This is a genomic window from Blastococcus sp. Marseille-P5729, assembly GCF_900292035.1.
Lineage (GTDB): Bacteria > Actinomycetota > Actinomycetes > Mycobacteriales > Antricoccaceae > Cumulibacter.
In genome coordinates, this window is record NZ_OMPO01000001.1 from 1747756 (window position 1) to 1765291 (window position 17536).

General features: G+C 68.3%; 19 protein-coding genes, 1 pseudogene and 2 riboswitches. Of the genes and pseudogenes, 9 read left to right on the top strand and 11 right to left on the bottom strand.

Annotation, left to right across the window (positions count from 1 at the left end; translation table 11 throughout):
• Nucleotides 1–64 precede the first annotated feature (64 nt).
• Nucleotides 65–397 carry a 1,2-phenylacetyl-CoA epoxidase subunit PaaB gene (paaB, locus tag DAA40_RS08425; protein WP_199849594.1) on the bottom strand — a complete coding sequence of 111 codons (333 nt, stop codon included), beginning with the start codon at nucleotides 395–397 and terminating at the stop codon, nucleotides 65–67.
• Complete coding sequence (gene paaA, locus DAA40_RS08430; protein WP_106849146.1) at nucleotides 394–1392, bottom strand: 1,2-phenylacetyl-CoA epoxidase subunit PaaA; 999 nt, start codon at nucleotides 1390–1392, stop codon at nucleotides 394–396. The genes paaB and paaA overlap by 4 nt, the downstream gene beginning before the upstream one ends.
• 189 nt (nucleotides 1393–1581) lie before the next feature.
• On the opposite strand from paaA, the gene DAA40_RS08435 reads away from it, so the two are divergent.
• From DAA40_RS08435 to DAA40_RS08445, 3 genes are all read left to right on the top strand, one after another.
• Nucleotides 1582–1824 (top strand): type II toxin-antitoxin system Phd/YefM family antitoxin, encoded by a 243-nt coding sequence (locus tag DAA40_RS08435; protein ID WP_106849147.1) that lies wholly within the window; start codon nucleotides 1582–1584, stop codon nucleotides 1822–1824.
• Complete coding sequence (locus DAA40_RS08440; RefSeq protein WP_106849148.1) at nucleotides 1821–2204, top strand: type II toxin-antitoxin system VapC family toxin; 384 nt, start codon at nucleotides 1821–1823, stop codon at nucleotides 2202–2204. The genes DAA40_RS08435 and DAA40_RS08440 overlap by 4 nt, the downstream gene beginning before the upstream one ends.
• A gap of 238 nt (nucleotides 2205–2442) precedes the next feature.
• Complete coding sequence (locus DAA40_RS08445) at nucleotides 2443–3750, top strand: cytochrome P450 (RefSeq protein WP_199849595.1); 1308 nt, start codon at nucleotides 2443–2445, stop codon at nucleotides 3748–3750.
• Between the two features lie 182 nt (nucleotides 3751–3932).
• Here DAA40_RS08445 and DAA40_RS08450 read toward each other — a convergent pair whose 3' ends face one another.
• Nucleotides 3933–4898: a YafY family protein gene (locus DAA40_RS08450; protein ID WP_106849149.1), complete on the bottom strand. Its 966-nt coding sequence runs from the start codon at nucleotides 4896–4898 to the stop codon at nucleotides 3933–3935.
• A 148-nt stretch (nucleotides 4899–5046) separates the two neighbouring features.
• Here DAA40_RS08450 and DAA40_RS08455 point away from each other — a divergent pair, with 148 nt between their 5' ends.
• From DAA40_RS08455 to DAA40_RS08465, 3 genes and pseudogenes are all read left to right on the top strand, one after another.
• Complete coding sequence (locus tag DAA40_RS08455) at nucleotides 5047–5418, top strand: RidA family protein (protein WP_234356281.1); 372 nt, start codon at nucleotides 5047–5049, stop codon at nucleotides 5416–5418.
• 77 nt (nucleotides 5419–5495) lie between these two features.
• On the top strand, nucleotides 5496–6482 hold the full coding sequence (locus tag DAA40_RS08460) for an IS481 family transposase (RefSeq protein WP_106849151.1): 987 nt from the start codon (nucleotides 5496–5498) through the stop codon (nucleotides 6480–6482).
• A 25-nt stretch (nucleotides 6483–6507) separates the two neighbouring features.
• Nucleotides 6508–8451, top strand: a pseudogene (locus tag DAA40_RS08465) (OPT family oligopeptide transporter); the annotation flags it as partial.
• 121 nt (nucleotides 8452–8572) lie between these two features.
• On the opposite strand, the gene DAA40_RS08470 reads toward DAA40_RS08465, so the two are convergent.
• Both DAA40_RS08470 and DAA40_RS08475 read right to left on the bottom strand, forming a co-directional pair.
• Complete coding sequence (locus tag DAA40_RS08470) at nucleotides 8573–9607, bottom strand: NAD(P)-dependent alcohol dehydrogenase (protein ID WP_106849153.1); 1035 nt, start codon at nucleotides 9605–9607, stop codon at nucleotides 8573–8575.
• A gap of 93 nt (nucleotides 9608–9700) precedes the next feature.
• Nucleotides 9701–10096 (bottom strand): hypothetical protein, encoded by a 396-nt coding sequence (locus DAA40_RS08475; RefSeq protein ID WP_106849154.1) that lies wholly within the window; start codon nucleotides 10094–10096, stop codon nucleotides 9701–9703.
• A gap of 201 nt (nucleotides 10097–10297) precedes the next feature.
• A riboswitch (TPP riboswitch) is annotated at nucleotides 10298–10400 on the top strand.
• A gap of 30 nt (nucleotides 10401–10430) precedes the next feature.
• Here DAA40_RS08475 and tenA point away from each other — a divergent pair.
• A complete protein-coding gene (gene tenA, locus DAA40_RS08480; RefSeq protein WP_106849155.1) occupies nucleotides 10431–11126 on the top strand; it encodes a thiaminase II in 696 nt (231 codons plus the stop codon).
• Here the strand turns inward: tenA and thiD are convergent.
• The 3 genes from thiD to thiM form a co-directional block, all read right to left on the bottom strand.
• Nucleotides 11118–11957, bottom strand: coding sequence for a bifunctional hydroxymethylpyrimidine kinase/phosphomethylpyrimidine kinase (gene thiD, locus DAA40_RS08485; protein WP_234356282.1), 840 nt, complete (start codon nucleotides 11955–11957; stop codon nucleotides 11118–11120). The two genes, tenA and thiD, sit on opposite strands and share 9 nt — an antisense overlap.
• Nucleotides 11954–12601: a thiamine phosphate synthase gene (gene thiE, locus DAA40_RS08490; RefSeq protein ID WP_106849156.1), complete on the bottom strand. Its 648-nt coding sequence runs from the start codon at nucleotides 12599–12601 to the stop codon at nucleotides 11954–11956. Before thiE ends, thiD begins: the two co-directional genes overlap by 4 nt.
• Nucleotides 12598–13425, bottom strand: a complete 828-nt coding sequence (thiM, locus tag DAA40_RS08495; protein ID WP_106849344.1) for a hydroxyethylthiazole kinase — start codon at nucleotides 13423–13425, stop codon at nucleotides 12598–12600. The genes thiE and thiM overlap by 4 nt, the downstream gene beginning before the upstream one ends.
• A riboswitch (TPP riboswitch) is annotated at nucleotides 13416–13509 on the bottom strand. Its footprint overlaps the gene before it by 10 nt.
• 65 nt (nucleotides 13510–13574) lie before the next feature.
• On the opposite strand from thiM, the gene nadE reads away from it, so the two are divergent.
• Nucleotides 13575–14417: an ammonia-dependent NAD(+) synthetase gene (nadE, locus tag DAA40_RS08500; protein WP_106849157.1), complete on the top strand. Its 843-nt coding sequence runs from the start codon at nucleotides 13575–13577 to the stop codon at nucleotides 14415–14417.
• A gap of 14 nt (nucleotides 14418–14431) precedes the next feature.
• Here nadE and DAA40_RS08505 read toward each other — a convergent pair whose 3' ends face one another.
• On the bottom strand, nucleotides 14432–14737 hold the full coding sequence (locus DAA40_RS08505; protein WP_106849345.1) for an AzlD domain-containing protein: 306 nt from the start codon (nucleotides 14735–14737) through the stop codon (nucleotides 14432–14434).
• Nucleotides 14737–15483, bottom strand: a complete 747-nt coding sequence (locus tag DAA40_RS08510) for an AzlC family ABC transporter permease (RefSeq protein WP_199849597.1) — start codon at nucleotides 15481–15483, stop codon at nucleotides 14737–14739. Before DAA40_RS08510 ends, DAA40_RS08505 begins: the two co-directional genes overlap by 1 nt.
• A gap of 198 nt (nucleotides 15484–15681) precedes the next feature.
• Here DAA40_RS08510 and DAA40_RS08515 point away from each other — a divergent pair, with 198 nt between their 5' ends.
• Nucleotides 15682–17211 (top strand): ABC transporter substrate-binding protein, encoded by a 1530-nt coding sequence (locus DAA40_RS08515; RefSeq protein ID WP_106849158.1) that lies wholly within the window; start codon nucleotides 15682–15684, stop codon nucleotides 17209–17211.
• A 46-nt stretch (nucleotides 17212–17257) separates the two neighbouring features.
• On the opposite strand, the gene DAA40_RS16985 is transcribed toward DAA40_RS08515, so the two are convergent.
• The coding region (locus tag DAA40_RS16985) for a non-canonical purine NTP pyrophosphatase (protein ID WP_370430634.1) at nucleotides 17258–17536 on the bottom strand (279 nt) is incomplete at its 5' end.

Below are 17536 nucleotides of genomic sequence, written 5' to 3' on the forward strand. Positions count from 1 at the left end.
CCCCGCCCAACCCACCGCAGAATTCCGAGGGGCGGCATACAGAGAGTCCAGGGCCTGACGGCCGTCACATGTGGTCGACGGCGTCCGGCAGCTTGTAGAAGGTCGGGTGGCGGAAGATCTTGTCGGCCGCCGGGTCGAAGTACTCGTCCTTCTCCAGCGGCGAGGACGCCGTGATCTGCGAGGACGGCACTACCCAGATGCTCACGCCCTCCTGGCGGCGGGTGTAGAGGTCGCGCGCCGACTGCAGGGCCAGCTGGGCGTCTGCGGCGTGCAGCGAGCCGACGTGGTTGTGCGAGAGCCCGCGGCGGCTGCGGATGAAGACCTCCCACAGCGGCCAGCGCTGCTGGGAGTCGTAGCTGCCCTCGGGATCGACCGGTGCTTCTGGATTCTGGCTCACGCCTGCTCCTCGTTGCCGTGCTGTGCTGCCTGCTCCTGCATGCGGCGGGCCTGCTTCTCGGCGTACGCCGTTGCCGCCTGCCGGACCCACAGCCCGTCGTCATGGGCTGCCTTGCGCACCCGGACCCGCTCCTCGTTGCAGGGGCCGTCGCCGGCGAGAACCCGCTTGAACTCAGTCCAGTCGATCTCGCCGAAGTCGTAGTGGCCGCGCTCCGCGTTCCACTTCAGGTCGGGATCGGGCAGGGTCAGGCCGAGGACGTCGGCCTGCGGAACGGTCATGTCGACGAACTTCTGACGCAGCTCGTCGTTGCTGGCCACCTTGATGCCCCAGGCCATGTTCTGGGCGCTGTGCGGGGACTCGTCGTCCGACGGGCCGAACATCATCAGCGCCGGCCACCACCAGCGGTTGACCGACTCCTGCGCCATCGCCTTCTGCTCGGGCGTGCCGTTGCACAGCGCGAGCAGGATCGAGAAGCCCTGCCGTTGGTGGAAGGACTCCTCCTTGCAGATGCGGATCATCGCGCGGGAGTACGGGCCGTACGACGTCCGGCACAGCGAGACCTGGTTGACGATGGCGGCGCCGTCCACCAGCCACCCGATCGTGCCGTTGTCGGCCCAGGTCAGCGTCGGGTAGTTGAAGATCGAGGAGTACTTCTGCTTGCCCGCGTGCAGCAGGTCGAGCATCTCGTCACGGCTCATACCAAGTGTCTCGGCAGCCGCGTAGAGGTAGAGGCCGTGGCCGTCCTCGTCCTGGACCTTGGCCAGCAGGATCGCCTTGCGCTCGAGGCTCGGGGCGCGGGTCAGCCAGTTTCCCTCGGGCTGCATCCCGATGATCTCGGAGTGCGCGTGCTGGGCGATCTGGCGGATCAGCGTCTTGCGGTAGCCCTCGGGCATCCAGTCGCGCGGCTCGATCTTCTCGCCGGCGGCGATGGTGGCGTCGAAGTGCTCTTGCTGCTGCTGCTCGTCGCGGGTGGTGGGCTCGTGGACGGCTGTCATTCGTCGTCTCCTTAACCGCCCGACCGTTCGGTCGGTTCGAACTAGGGTAAGGATCATTCATCGGCTTGTCCAGGGCGTCCGAGATATCTCACCTGCGGTGGGTTCTGCCTCGCTATAGCGCGGCGAGACGTCCCGCAGGTGAGGAAGCTGGACCTGGCTTAGTCATGCTTAGCCACTTAGGATGGCGACATGGCTACTCAGGTGAACGTGCACGAGGCGAAGACACGTCTCTCGCAGCTGATCGAGCAGGTGCTCGCCGGCGAGGACGTCACCATCGCGCGTGCCGGGAAGCCGGTCGTCGACCTCATCGTCCACCGTTCACGAGCGATCACTATCGGGCTCGGCTCGGACCGCTTTACGCATGACGAGACCGCCTTCGACGGCACGGACGGCGAGGTCCAGACCATGTTCTATGGCGAGCAGCCCACGTGATCTTGCTCGACACGAATGCACTTCTGTGGCTGTATGAGGACTCGCCCCGCCTAGGAGTCAAGGCGCGAGCGCTCGTGACCTCGGCGTCCCGCGTCTACTACTCCGCCGTGTCGATCACCGAGATGGTCATCAAGGAGGCTCTGGGCAGACTCGACGTCCTCGACGACCCGATGGGCGAGTTCGAACGTAGCGGGCTGGTAATGCTGCCCTTGACCGCCCGGCATTCGCTCGGCATGCGCTATCGTCCAGATCTCGTGCGTCACGACCCCTTCGACCGGATGCTGCTCGCGCAGGCGGCCGTCGACGGCCTCACGCTACTGACCAGCGACCGCACCCTGCTGGGCCTCGGGCTGGCATTCGTTCTCGACGCCACGCAGTAGCCATCCACCTGCGGTGGGTTCTGCCTCGCTATAGCGAGGCGAAACGTACCGCAGGTGGCTTCTAGGTCGTCGATCTGATCGTCCACAGCGAGGTACTCGCGCAGGTGTTGGGCCGTGAACGTGTCGGCGTCCTCGACCAGGCCGCCGGCCGATAGCGTGCTCCGCGGCCCCGCAGGTGGAGATACCAGTGGGTAACAAAACCGGTTAGCCTGACCGAAAGCCTCGATCGGAGTCGCCGATGACTGTCCCGCCGAACGATCACGCTGCACCGTCCAAGCGGCAGCAGCTGAAGATGACGGCTGCCTTTCTCGCCGATCTGTACTCCGCCAAGGCCCGTACCCGCTGGGCGGCGTATGTGCGCGGCAACCCGCTCGCCCGCGCCACCTTGCGCCCCTGGCGCGGCGACCCCTACCGGCAGTACGAGATCCTCCGCGCGCGAGGCCCACTGGTGCCCGGGCTCGATCCGGACGCCGTCGCGACCGTCAGCCACTCGATGTGCAAGCAGGTGCTCAAGCACCGCAGCTTCGGCACCGACGGCCGCGAGGGAGTCGGCAAGGACGCCGCCGAGTTCAACCTCTCGCTGCTGGAGATGGACCCGCCCGACCACACCCGGGTACGACGGTTCGCCGCGCCGGCCTTCACGCCGCGGCGGATGGCGGTGTACGCCGAGAGCATCGAACAGCTCGTGGGCCGGCTGGTCAACGACGCGCTCACCAAGGGCCGGTTCGACCTGCAGAAGGAAATCTCCGCGCCACTTCCGATCTCGGTGATCAGCGAGCTGCTCGGTGTGCCGGACGCCGACTACGAGGTGTTCACGCAGTACGGCGCCGTCCTCGGTGGCGCGCTGGACGGTATCCAATCGCTGCGCCACGGCCGGCAGGCCCTCCAGGCGCGGGCCCGGCTGGGCCGCATGTTCGATCGGCTCATCGAGGAGCGCCGCACCGACCCGCGTGACGATCTGCTGACCGTCCTGGCGCAGAACGAGGACGAGGCGATCCGCCCGGAGGAGATGCTGCCGCTGTGCACCTTGCTGTTAGTGGCCGGCTTCGAGACGACGGTCAACCTGATCGGCAACGCCGTCCACCAGCTCATGCGCCACCGCGACCAGTGGGACCTGCTGACCGCCGATCCCTCCCTCGCCGGGCAGGCGATCGAGGAAACTCTGCGCTACGACCCGCCGATCCAGCTCACCTCGCGCATCTGCAAGGCGGACACCGAGATAGACGGCATTCCGATCAAGCGCGGCACCTGGGTGGTGACGGTGATTGGTGGCGCCAACCGCGACCCGGAGGCGTTCCCCGACCCGGCGAGGTTCGACATCACCCGCACGGACAACACCGACCACCTGGCGTTCTCCAGCGGGATCCACTACTGCATCGGTGCCCCGCTCGCGAAGCTCGAGGCCGAGGCAGCCCTTCGCGTCATCGCCGAGCGGATGCCGGACCTGCGGATCGCCGGCAAGGTCCCGATGCGAGGCTCGACGATCGTTCACGGCGTCCGCGAGCTGCCGGTCTCGGCTGGACGACGAGCGTCGCTGGCCACGTGATCCAGGCGTCGGTCAGGCGTCCGAGGTCTGTTACTCAGGTGACGCTTGGTACTAAAGTTGGCGGGTCGACCAGCCCGGCCGACGTCCTGCTTGACAAGGAGTAACCAGGGCCAGGCCAGGTTCGCCCACGCCGCCTACGACCACTAGGTGTACTGACCGGACACGTTAGTCGGTACGGATCGTCAGGATCGATAACGTGCCGTCAATGCTTCGGCACGCACGTACATCGCATCGCGGACGGATTCTGGCGCTAGTACTTCGGCGTCCGTATCAAGCCGCCACACTGCCCACACCGCGTGGCGCAGGTCTTCGAAGGTCACGTCGAGGCGGATCCAATCATCCGGCTCCGGTTCCTCGGCACGGACAGCACTGGCATTCTCCAGCAGTTCCTCACGACGTGAGGTCTTGATGCGGACGACGACGGGGATGTGGTTCTCGGAGAGGAACTGTGCGGTGCGCTCGGCCCAGATGCGGTCGAGGTCGACCTGCGCGGGGCGTTGCGCTGGTTCGGGGAGCGCTTCGGCGCTGAGCATCCGAGACAGACGGTATGTCCGATCGTCTCCAGACCTCGTCGCCAGCAGGTAGGTGCGCCCGCGGACGGTGACCAGTCCAATCGGATCGACGGTTCGCCGACTCGCTGCTTTGCCAGGTGCCGCGTAGTTGAATCGCAGCCGGCGGCCGGTGAGCACCGCGGCTCGAACCTCGCTCATGACGCCGTCGGCCAGGTCTTCGGTGGGGGCACGGCGAGAGAGAAGGTCGTCCTCCGGCTCCACGAGGAACCGTTTGGCCGCATCGCCAAGACTCACCTGGTGCCCCTCGGGCAGCGCGTCGACGACCTTTCGCATCGCCGAGGCTAGCGGTGCGCTGAGGCCGAAGACCTTCTCGCCGCGGGATGATCCGGCGGTGAGCAGCGCGAGTGCCTCGTCATGGTTCAGCCCGGTCAGTTCGGTGCGGAAGCCGGGAAGGAGTGAATAGCCGCCGTGTCGACCGCGGTCGGCGTAAACGGGGACGCCCGCAGTCGAGAGGGCGTCGATGTCGCGCAGAACGGTGCGCGTGGACACTTCGAGCGCACTGGCCAGCTGGTCGGCGGTTACTCGGCCTCGCTGGCGCAGCAGGAGCACCAGCGAGACCAGTCGGTCTGCTCGCATGCACCCATTATTTCCAGAATACACGACACAAGGTGTCGTGATTCGTGGGGAGGCTAGTGGCGCAGCGTCGAGCACGGCGGCCATAGGGCGGCCGGGCGCTGCGGAACGAATGAACGGAGCAGCGATGGAACGCACGGCAGTAAATCCGGTGACTTGGTCGCAGGAGATGGGCTTCAACCAGGGCGAAGTCATCTCAGGGGAGACAAGGACGCTGTACATCTCGGGACAGACAGCGATGAGCAAGGATGGTCGGCCCGAGCATGACGGGGACGTCGAGGCCCAGCTCGCGTTGGCCGTGGCGAACCTCGAGGCCGTGCTCGCCGAGGCCGGTATGTCGATGGAGAACCTGGTCCGCCTCAACGTCTACACCACCGACGTGGACGCGATGCTCCCGCATTACGGCGTGCTCGCCGGGAAGCTCGGGGCGGCAGGAGTCGCCCCGACTACCACGATGCTCGGCGTCACCCGCCTGGCGATCCCCGGCCAGATGGTCGAGCTCGAAGGAACCGCTGTCGCATAACGTTGCCCCCTTTTGAATCTCATCTCGGACGGTCAGCAGGGCAACCCTGCTGACCGTCCGAGAGTCTAAGGAGTCCCATGTCCCACGCAAATGCCGCTCTGACTCCCCGCCACCGTTTCAAAGTCGCTAGCCTGGTCGTAGATGACGGCTGGCCGATCAGCGAGGTCGCCGCTCGCTTCCAGGTGTCCTGGCCGACAGTGAAGCGGTGGGTAGATCGCTACGCAAATGGCGAATCGATGCACGACCGGTCCTCGCGGCCGAAGACCTCGCCGCACAAGACGCGCAAGGCGACGACGAAGCCGTGCGTGAGCCTGCGCCTGCGACTTCGCGAAGGGCCGGTCCAACTTGCGAGCAGGCTCGGCATCGCGCCGTCCACCGTGCATCGAATCCTCACGACCGCCCGGCTGAACCGGCTCGCATACGTAGACCGCGCCACAGGCGAAGTTGTCCGCCGTTACGAGAATGACTACCCCGGGTCGCTCGTGCACGTGGATGTGAAGAAGCTCGGGAACATCCCCGACGGAGGCGGCTGGCGTTATGTCGGCCGCCGCCAAGGCGAAAAGAACCGCTCCGCCACCCCGGACAAGCCCCGCAGTAAGTGGCACAACCCCAAGCTGGGGTACGCGTTCGTGCATACCGTCATCGACGACCACTCCCGCGTCGCGTACACCGAGGTCCACGACGACGAAACTGCCATCACCGCCGTCGCCGTCCTGCACCGGGCAGTCGACTGGTTCGCCAATCGCGGCGTCACCGTCGAGCGCGTGCTATCGGACAACGGCGGCGCGTACCGCTCGCATCTGTGGCGCAGTACCTGCGAGACCTTGTCGGTCACGCCGAAGCGGACGCGCCCGTACCGTCCTCAGACCAACGGCAAGGTTGAGCGCTTCCACCGCACCATGGCTGACGGGTGGGCCTACGCTCGCTGTTACCGCAGCGAGCAGGAACGACGCGATGCCCTCGCCGATTGGATTCACCAGTACAACCAGCACCGTCCGCACACGGCCTGCGGCAACCAGCCGCCCTTCTCACGGTTGACCAACGTCCCCGGTCAGTACAACTAGGCCCGCATCGCCGGTCCGCGAGCTCACGATCCGCGGCATCATCATCGGTGGGCTGATCACCCTCATCTTCACCACGGCGAACGTCTATCTCGGGCTCGGGGTAGGCCTGACCTTCGCAACCTCGATCCCCGCCGCGGTCATCTCGATGGCGATCCTGCGGTACTTCGCGAATCACTCGGTGGTCGAGAACAACATCGTGCAGACCATCGCCTCCGCGGCCGGTACGTTGTCCGCCATCATCTTCGTGTTGCCCGGTCTGGTGATGATTGGGTGGTGGACCGGCTTCCCCTATTGGACGTCGGTCGCGGTCTGCGCCGTCGGCGGCGTGCTCGGCGTCATGTACTCGATCCCGCTGCGCCGCGCCCTCGTCACCGGCTCCGACCTGCCCTACCCCGAAGGCGTCGCGGCCGCGGAGGTGCTGAAGGTCGGCGACACCAGCGAAGGCGCTGCGCAGAACCGCCGCGGCATCAAACCGATCCTCGCCGGCGGTCTCGGCGCAGCGGGCTTCTCCTTGCTCGCGGCGCTGAAGGTCGTCAGCAGCTCACTGTCCACGGCATTCAAGGTCGGCTCGGGCGGCACCATGATCGGGGCGAGCTTCTCGCTGGCGCTGATCGGCGTCGGGCACCTGGTCGGGCTGGCTGTCGGCCTGGCGATGCTCGTCGGCGTGCTGATCTCTTTCGGCGTCATCCTGCCGAACCGCAGCGCCGGCCAGGACGGCCCGATCGCGGACGTGACCGCCGCGGTGTTCTCCAGCGAGGTCCGGTTCGTCGGCGCCGGCGCGATCGCTATCGCAGCAGTGTGGACACTGCTGAAGATCATCGGCCCCATCTTCAAGGGCATCGCGGACTCGGCGGCGTCCGCCCGCGCACGCAAGGGCGGCGGCACGGTCGACGTCACCGAGCGCGACATCCCGATCAACATCGTCGCGATCGTGAGCGTGGCATCGCTGATCCCGATCGCGATGCTGCTGTGGGGGTTCACGAGCGGTACGGCGCTCGACGGCAGCAGCACCAGCCTGATCCTCATCAGCCTGGTGTTCGTGGTGATCATCGGCATGGTGGTCGCCTCGGTCTGTGGCTACATGGCCGGTCTGATCGGCGCCTCCAACAGCCCGACCTCCGGTATCGGCATCCTGATGGTGGTCGCGGGCGCGTTGCTGTTCCGGGCAACACACGGGTCGGGAGATGCCAACGAGACCACCGCGATGGTTGCCTACACCCTCTTCACCGCCGCCATCGTGTTCAGCATCGGCACCATCTCCAACGACAATCTGCAGGACCTCAAGACCGGTCAGCTGGTCGGCGCCACACCGTGGAAGCAGCAGGTAGCGCTGATCATCGGCGTCCTGTTCGGCTCGGCGATCATCCCGCCGGTGCTGGGGCTCATGCAGACCGCCTTCGGCTTCCAGGGCGCGCCGGGTGCCGGCGAGGACGCACTGGCCGCGCCACAGGCCGCGCTGATCTCCTCCCTCGCCGAGGGCGTCTTCGGCGGCTCGCTGGACTGGGGACTGATCGGGCTCGGTGCGCTGATCGGCGCCGCGATCATTGCGATCGACGAGATCCTCGGCAAGACGACGAACAACCGGTTCCGCCTGCCGCCGCTGGCTGTCGGCATGGGTATGTACCTGCCGATGGAGCTGACCGTGATGATCACCGTCGGTGCGCTCATCGGCTGGTTCTACAACCGGTGGGCCGAGCGCAGCGGTGGCAGCGCCGCGCGCAAGAAGCGCAGCGGGATCCTGTTGGCCACGGGGCTGATCGTCGGCGAGAGCCTGTTCGGCGTCGTGTTCGCCGGCATCGTCGCGGCGACCGGCGACGACGCGCCCCTGGCGTTGCTCGGCGACGGATTCGCGACCTGGGCGAACATCCTCGGCGTGCTGGTGTTCGTGGCGCTGATCGCGCTGCTGTATCGGCGCACCCAGCGCATCGGCTCCGAGGACGCAGACGAGCCGCAGCCCGTCCGCAACTGACCCAGCCTGACGAAAACTACGCAGATCCGGCACCCAACGTGCATAGTGCACTCAAGGTGCTGGATCTGCGTAGTTTTGTGCGGCCTTCAGCGGACCCTCGCCTCCGGGGTTGGCAGCCGGGCTAGGGGACGACGATGCCGCGCCCGCGCAGCGTCCCTTCGTGCATCCGCTCGTACACCGTCGGGGCGTCGTCCAGGCCGAAGGTCTCGGTCTCGACGTGGATCGCGCCGATTCGCGCCAGCTCGAAGACCTCCTCCAGCTCCGAGCGCGAGCCCCAGTACGGCGCCCGCACGCTCGTCTCGTAGCGCAGCGTGAAGAAGCCGACGGGAATGGTGCCCGGGCCGACCCCGACCATGACGATGTCCGACTCGAAGTGGACCATCTTGGCCGCGAGCGCGGCAGTGGCCTCGATGCCGACGAAGTCGAAGACCGCCGTGGCACCCAGCCCGCCGGAGATCCTCTTGATCTCAGCGATGGCCGACTCGTCCGAGGGAAGCGCATGGTCCGCGCCGACGTCGAGCGCGAGCTGGCGAGCAGACTCCTTGGGGTCGAGCGCGACGACGGTGGTCGCGGTCAGCGCCTTGAGGATCTGGACGCCCATGTGGCCGAGCCCGCCGGCGCCGATGACGACGGCCACCCGCCCGGGGATCAGCTTGGGCAGCGAAGGCTTGATGGCGTGGTACGGGGTGAGACCGGCGTCGGTCAACGCGACATTCTGTACCGGGTCGAGCTCGCCCAGCTTCACCAGGTGCCGTGGGCTGTCCACGATCATGTACTCGGCCATGGACCCGGGCGCGCCGAGTCCCGGCGGCAGGATGCCGCGCTCGGCGGCGTACCGGCAGTAGTTCTCCTTGCCCTGTTTGCAGGGGTGGCACAGCCCGCACCCCCAGGGTCCGTAGACCGCGACGCTCTCACCGATCTCGACCCCGCTCGCGCCCTCGCCGAGCTCCTCGACGATGCCGGCGCCCTCGTGGCCGAGGGTGAGCGGAAGGCCGTAGACATACTGCTCCTCAGGCAGCGACATGATGAACTCATCGGAGTGGCACGCCCCGGACGCCGTGATCCGCAGCAGCACCTCCCCGGGTCCGGGTTGCGGTTTTTCGATGTCGACGATCTGCGGTGGCTGGTTGATCTCGAGGTACTGGCACGCCTTCATGACCGATCCCTTTCGGAGGTGTCTGGCCGTTGCCCCTTCACGATATTGGCCGGGCCTGCCAAAGTCGCCCCACCGGCCGAGATCGGCAGTACGTCAGCCGGCCCGCTCGAGAGTGACCGTATAGCCGACGCCGACATCGGTCGTGGGCGTGGCGAACTCGGCTGGCTCGTCGAAGGTGACGGTGAACTCGGACTCCAGGTCGTTGAGGTTGATGCCACCGCCCGGGTTGCGCGGCGCCATCGGGTGGTCAGTGGAGATCACGACCGTCTCGCCGTCCACCGACTCGATGGTGATCTCGACGGCACTGAAGCCCTCGCCCATCGAGATCGAGGCGCCTTCGGCGACCTGCATGTCGGCGTCATCGTCCTCAGAGCTGGTGATGCGCAGGCGCAGGTCGGAATCGGATTCCGGGTCCGAGCCGCATCCGGTGAGCAGTACGCCGGCCGCCAGGAGCAGCAGGCTCACGATGGTTTTCGCACGAGTCGCCATGGCCCCACCCTACGACCGGCTCGGCCCCCGTCCTTCGTAGCCTGACTCCGACAAGTGGCGGATCCTGGTCGGCGACGACGCCCACGTGATGGACGAGCGGGCCGGCGCGATCCGGAGAACGCATACACGCAGCGGTTCTTCGACGAGCTCGTCGCGGACACCGGCTGGCAGCTCGGCAGTCTCTAGCCCTGCTAGAGTGAGCGAAGCCACGCGGGGTGCCCATCAGGGCTGAGAGGGACGCCGTCCCGACCCGTCGAACCTGATCTCGATCATGCGAGCGGAGGGATCGTGGCCGTGCCGCAGAGCACCCCTTTCACAGCTCGCGGAGGATGCGATGAGCTTCGCCGCCGAGCAGCGTCAACGCTGCGACCACCTGTTCCAGGCCTTCTACCAGCACCCTTTCCTACGCTCGCTCGCCGACGGCACCGCCAGCCGCGAGAGCGTGCTGCACTACGTCGGCCAGGACAACCAATATCTGACCGCGTTCATGCGTGGTTACGGGCAGGGCATCGCCCTGAGCCCGGATCGTGAGTGGGTGCGCTGGTTCCGCGACCAGATCACCTTCCTACTGGAGGACGAGACGCACCCGCATCACGTGATGTGCGAGGCGTTCGGCGTCCGGTACGAGGACGCCCAGGTGAGGAGGATGTCGCCGACAGCCCAGGCATACATCAACCACATGATGTTGGCCGGGCGCGACAGCCTCGGGGTGCTGATGGCGGCGCTGATGCCGTGCCCGTGGACCTACATCTGGGCCGCGCAACGCCAACAGAGCGAGGATCCCGTCGCCGTCGACAACCCCTTCCGCGGCTGGTGGGAGTTCTATGCCAGCCCTCAGACCGACCTGATCCTGCAGGACTTCACGCGCCGGCTCGACGCGCTCGCCGCGCAGGCCGGTCCGGCTGAACGCGAGCGGATGGCACTCGCGTTCGAGGACAGCTGCCATCACGAGATCCGGTTCTGGCAGATGGCCTGGACGCAGGAGACCTGGGACAGCTCGATCGACCTCGGCCGCAGCGTCCTAGCCTGAGCGCGCGTCGGACGGCGCCGGCCACAGCTCGTAGAAGTGATGGACCGGGCCGGCGCCGCCCCCGATCGACAGTTCACCGGAGCGCCGGAGCGCGCCGGTGAGCCACTGCTTGGCGTCGCGGACGGCGTCCGGCCACCCGGCCCGCTGCGGGCGAAGCGCCGCGATCGCCGAGGAGAGCGTGCACCCGGTGCCGTGCGTGTTCTCGGTGTCGATCCGGGGCGCGCTCAGCAGCTGCTCGCCACTCTCATCGACCCACACGTCGACGGCATCGGCTCCCAGAGCGTGCCCGCCCTTGAGCAGCACGCCTCGCGCGCCCAGATCACGCAGCGCTCGAGCCTGCTCGTACATCTGCTCGACGGTCGTCGCGGCATTCGCGTCGAGTAGCACCGCCGCCTCCGGCAGGTTGGGGGTGAGAACGTCGGCGTACGGCAGCATCGCCCGCACCGCGCCGATCGCGGACTCGTCGAGCAGCCGGGAGCCGGCCGCCGAGACCATGACCGGGTCGAGCACGACATTGCTCAGCCGCCCCTCGCAGATAAGCTCGGTGACCACCCGGGCGACGTCCGCCGTGGCCAGCATCCCGATCTTCACCGCGTCGAGCCGAACGTCGTCGACGAGCGTCTCGATCTGCTCGCGAACGAACTCCGGCGGGACGACGTGGACCCCGGTCACCCCTCGGGTGCTCTGCGCGGTCAGCGAGGTGAGGACGGCGCACCCGTACGCGCCGAGCGCGCTGAAGGTCTTCAGGTCGGCTTGGACGCCGGCGCCGCCGGAAGGATCGGACCCGGCGATCGTCAGCACGTGCGGGATCGCCGCCCGCGCGGCCGTCACTGGATCGCCTGCCACGCGGCGCCGAGCTGGCAAGCGGCCTGCCCCGGGTCGCTCGCGGCGCAGATCGCACTCACCACGGCGATCCCGTCAGCCCCACATCCGACAAGCTCCGGGACGCGAGAGGCGTCGATGCCGCCGATCGCGACGGCCGGAAGCGTCGCCATGCCGACCAGCTCGCGCAGACCTTCCGGGCCGAGGGTAGGGCCGTGATCGGCCTTGGTCGCGGTGGCCCAGACCGGCCCGATGCCGAGATAGTCGACGCTGCCCGGCGGGAGGTGAGCCGCCGCGCGCACCTGCTCCTCGGTGCTGGCGGACAGACCGAGCAGTGCGTCGGGGCCGAGCTCGGCGCGGGCCTCACCGACCGGCAGATCACCCTGACCGACGTGCGCGCCATCCGCGCCAATGGCTCTCACGAGGTGCACGCGGTCGTCGACCAGCAGTGGGACGCCGGTGCCGCGCAGCACCTGAGCGACCTCTCGCCCGAGCGCGACGAACTCGGCGTCGGTGGCGTGGTGGTCGCGCAGCTGGACGACGGTCACGCCACCGTCCACCGCGGCGCGGACGGTCTGCGCCACACCGCGGCCGGCGGACATGACGGTGTCGGTGACGAGATAGAGCGACAGGTCGATCGACGGGCGGCTCATCGCAGCGCCACCCGGTCGGTCAGCGCGTCACCGTCGAGCAGGTACAGCTCGTCGAGCAGGGCGACGGCGAAGCTCCCCGGCCCACGGCTCGCAGACGCCGCGGTCTCTGCGGCAAGTGTCAGCGCAGTCGTCGCGGTGGCCGCAGCCACCAGCCGGTCGTCACAGACCGCCGCACACGCTGCCATCAGGGCGCCGAGGGCGCACCCGACGCCGGTCACCTTGGTCATCCACTCGTGCCCGTGCGGGACGCGGACCACCCGCTCTCCGTCGATCAGCCAGTCGACCGGCCCGCTGACCGCCACCACGGTGCCGAACCGCTCGACGAGCGTCCGAGACGCCGCCTGGGCGTCCTCGGTGGCGTGCGCCGCCTCGGGGCCCTTGCCGCCCCCGCCGAGCCCGGCAAGGCCGATGATCTCCGAGGCGTTGCCGCGGATGATCGCCGGCACGGCCGCATCGATGAGCTCGTGGGCCACGCCTTCGCGCCAGGGCAGCGCACCGGCGCCGATGGGGTCGAGCACCCACGGCGTCCCCGCGGTGGCAGCGCCGGCGACGGCGGCACGCATCGCGTCCGCGGTCTCGGCGTACGGCGTGCCCATGTTGATCAGCAACCCACCGCTGGCGGCGGCAAAGTCGCCGGCCTCGCGTGGGTTGTCGACCATGGCGGGCACCGCGCCGGAGGCGAGCAGCACGTTCGCGGTCAACGGTGCCACGACGATGTTGGTGATGCACTGAACGAGCGGCCCGGTGTCCCGGACGGCGTCCCAGCAGGTGCCGAGATGCGCAGCCTCGAGGGCGGGTGCGACGGATGGAGATGTGCCGGACAAGGCGACGTCCCTTCGCTAGTACGAGCTAGATCAGGTTCAACGGGTGTGCTCTCAGCCGCCTGGGCGGCACCCCGCGTCGCCGTCCACTCTAGTGCGCCGGCGGCGGACGGGTCGCGCGGCAGCGATCGATCTCGCCGTACGATCGGGCCATGACCGATCGCGCGCAACAGCAGGAGATCATCGAGGAGCTGCAGGTCGTCCAGGACTTCGACGTCGAGCGAGAGACCGAGCGCCGAGTCGGATTCCTCGTCGACTACCTCCGGACGACGGGGCTCAAGGGCTACGTGCTGGGGATCTCCGGCGGCGTCGACTCCTCGGTCGCCGGGCGCCTGGCGCAGCTGGCCTGCGAGCGCGCCCGCGGCGAGGGGCTGGATGCCCGCTTCATCGCGATGCGCCTGCCCTATCACGTCCAGAAGGACGAGGACGACGCCCAGCGAGCGCTGCAGTTCATCGCGCCGGACGAGTCGACCACCGTCAACATCGGGCCCGCCACCGACGCCATGTGGGAGGCCGTGATGAGCAGCGACGCGACTCCCGACGAGTCGACGCTGACCGAGTTCGTGAAGGGCAACGTCAAGGCCCGGCAGCGAATGATCGCCCAGTTCACCGTCGCGGGCGCGCGCGGGATGGTCGTCATCGGCACCGACCAGGCGGCCGAGGCAGTCGTCGGGTTCTACACCAAGTTCGGTGACGGGGCCGCCGACGTCCTCCCCCTGGCCGGTCTACCCAAGCGGCGGGTCCGCGAGATCGGCACGCATCTCGGCGCCTCGAAACAGCTGATCGAGAAGATCCCGACCGCCGACCTCGAAAGCGACAAGCCGCTGCTCGCTGACGAGCAGGCGCTGGGAGTCTCCTACCACCACATCGACGACTACCTGGAGGGCAAGGAGGTGCCGGCGGAGGCCGAGCAGACGATCGTCGACTGGCACCGGCGTACCGCGCACAAGCGCGCCCTGCCCGTGAGCCCGCAGGACTTCGAGCAGTCTCACTAAGCCGGGCGCGGGTCCTAGGGCATGCCCAGCTGCCGGGCCAGTGCCGCGCCGAGGGCGGCGATGACCGCCACGCCGATGAACGGCACGCGCAGCCTGATCGCGACGATCGCCAGCAGGACGCCGACGACCCGGGCGTCGCCCACGATCCGCTCACCGGAGCCGAAGGTCTGGGTCGCGGCGAGCGCCGCTAGCAGCCCGATCGGCAACAGCATGGCAACACGGCGCACGGACGGCGAGTCGAGCGCTCGCTCGGGGATCGACATTCCGGCGTACTTCAGCAGATAGCAGCCGAGGCAGGCGACCGCGATGCCCAGCCACATCACCGGTCATCACCCGGGCCCGGTGCGCTCGGGTCGTCCTTGGTCATCGGGACCGGACCCGCCTCGGGTGTCCCGCGGGCAATGAGCGCGAAGATCCCGACCGCCGCCGCGGCGACGATCACCGGCAGCCCCGCAGGCACCACCGGGATGACGAGGAGGGCCACGGCCGCGCCGATCAACGCAGTGAGCCAGGCCGTGCGGCTGGTCAGCCGGGCGGCGAACAGGAAGATGAAGGCAGCGGGCGCCACCGCATCGAGCCCGAGCGCCTGGGGGTCCGGGAGGGAGCCGGCCGCAACCGCACCGACCAGCGTGCCGAGATTCCACAGCACGTAGATCGCGAGGCCCGTCGACCAGAACGCGAGCCGCTTAAGGCGAACGTCGTCCTCGCCCATCGACATCGCCGTGGACTCGTCGATCACGACCTGCGCGGCGACCAGCTTGCGGCCGCCACGCACCCGCAGCACCGGGGCCAACGTCAGCCCGTACAGCGTGTTGCGCGCGCCGAGCAGGATCGCCGCCGCCGCTCCCGCCAGCGGCGCGCCACCCCCAGCGATGACGCCGACGTACGCGAACTGCGACCCGCCGGTGAACATCGCCAGCGACAGGACACACGTCTGTAGCAGGCTCAACCCGCTGGTGACGCCGAGCGCCCCGAACGTCAGGCCGTAGGCACCGGTGACCAGGCCCATGACGACGCCGTTACGCAGCACCCGGCTGCGATCGGCGCGGTCGAGGTCGGCGGTCACCCGAGCACGGTACCGGCGCGCGTCGACTGCGAGCCCGGGGACCACCCCCGGTCTGGTGACGTGACCGAATTGAGACGGTGAGGTTGTCCATTCAGGCCTTGACGCCACCTGCCGCGTACACCATTGTTCTCACCACTCGCCCGGCGGCCTGCTGCTGGACGACGGCACATCGTCGACTCACAGAGGGAGACCCACCCCATGAGCCCCACTCTCAAGCGTCTGGTCGTCGTCCTCGTCGCAACGACCCTCGCGATCGCCGGCTGCTCGTCGAGCAGCTCGAACGATGGTTCCTCGGGTGAGGGCGGCGGCACGTTCGAGGGCGACACCGTCACCCTCGGCCTGGTCGCCGAGCCCGCCTCCCTCGACTTCACCAGCACCGACGGCGCGGCGATCCCGCAGCTGCTGCTGGACAACGTGTACGAGACGCTCGTGACCGTCGATGAGAACGGCGAGTTCCAGCCGGGCCTCGCGACGTCCTGGACGATCAGCGACGACCGCCTGACCTACACCTTCACGCTCACTGACGAGGCGACGTTCACCAACGGGCAGCCCTTTACCGCGGACGACGCGAAGTTCTCCATCGAGCGCGTGAAGACCGCCTGGACGACGAAGCTGAAGTCGCAGATGGACGTCGTCGAGTCGGTCACCGTCAACAGCCCCACCGAGCTGGTCGTGAAGCTGAGCCAGCCCTCGAACTCGTGGCTGTTCAACATGACCACCCGGATCGGTGCCATGTTCAGCCAGACCGGTGTCGACGACCTCGCCAACACTCCGGTCGGCACCGGGCCGTACACCTTCGACTCGTGGCAGCGCGGTGACCAGATCACCCTCGAGCGCAACGACGACTACTGGGGCGACGCGCCGCACTTCAAGACTGTGGTCTGGAAGTACTTCAAGGACGCGACCTCGATGAACAACGCCATGCTCGGCGGCAACATCGACGTCGTCACCACGGTGCAGGCGCCGGAGGCGCTGGACCAGTTCACCGACGGACCGAAGGCCGACGGCTTCCAGGTCATCGAGGGCACGACCAACGGCGAGGTGGTGCTCTCGTTCAACCAGACCCAGGGCCCGCTGGCCGACGTCAAGGTCCGCCAGGCGATCCGGTACGGAATCGATCACCAGAAGCTGCTGGAGAACTGCTGGGCCGGCAAGGGCGAGCTGATCGGTTCGCTCGTTCCGCCCACGGACCCGTGGTACGAGGACCGCACCGGTGACTTCCCGTACGACGAGGCCAAGGCCAAGCAGCTGCTCGCCGAGGCCGGCCAGCCCAACCCGACGCTGCGGTTGCGGATCCCGTCGCTGCCGTACGCCCAGTCCTGCGGCCCGGAGGTTCAGTCCCAGCTGTCGAAGATCGGCATCGACGTCCAGATCGACACCCTGGAGTTCCCGGCGGCGTGGATCAAGACCGTCATGACCGATAAGGACTTCGACATGTCGATCGTGGCGCACGTCGAGCCGCGCGACATGCCGGCCCTGTTCGCGAACCCGGCGTACTACACGTCGTACGACAGCGCGCAGGTCCAGCAGCTGATCACCGAGGCCGACAGCGGCACTGAGGAGGAGCAGGTCTCGAAGATGAAGGAGGCGGCGAAGGTCATCTCGCAGGACGCCGCGGCCGACTTCCTGTTCCTGATCCCGAACCTGATCGTGGCCAAGAACGGCATCGACGGCCTGCCGAAGAACCTGATCGGCGAGTCGCTGCGCGTCTACGAGCTCACCGCCTAGCTTCGGTAGTCGGCTCTGAGCTCCGCGCTCGGCACGAATTACCCAGTCAGCGGCGGGGCGGGCCTCCCCCCCGGGGCCCCCCCCCCCGCCCTTGTGGGTCGTGCCCGGGGGCCCGCCGCGGGCGGGCGCCGGCGGCGGCGGGGTCGGCGCTCGCCGTGGCGGGGATGACGGGGAGGGCGCGCTGCGGCTCGGCGGCGTGGCCGCAGGGGACGCCCCACGCCAGGTCGGGCGCGGCGACGCGGATGCCGGGGTCGGCCGCGATCGCGGGCAGCCCCGTGGCGCGCACGGCCTCACGTGCCTTCAGCAGCGCATTGTCCTCGAAGGT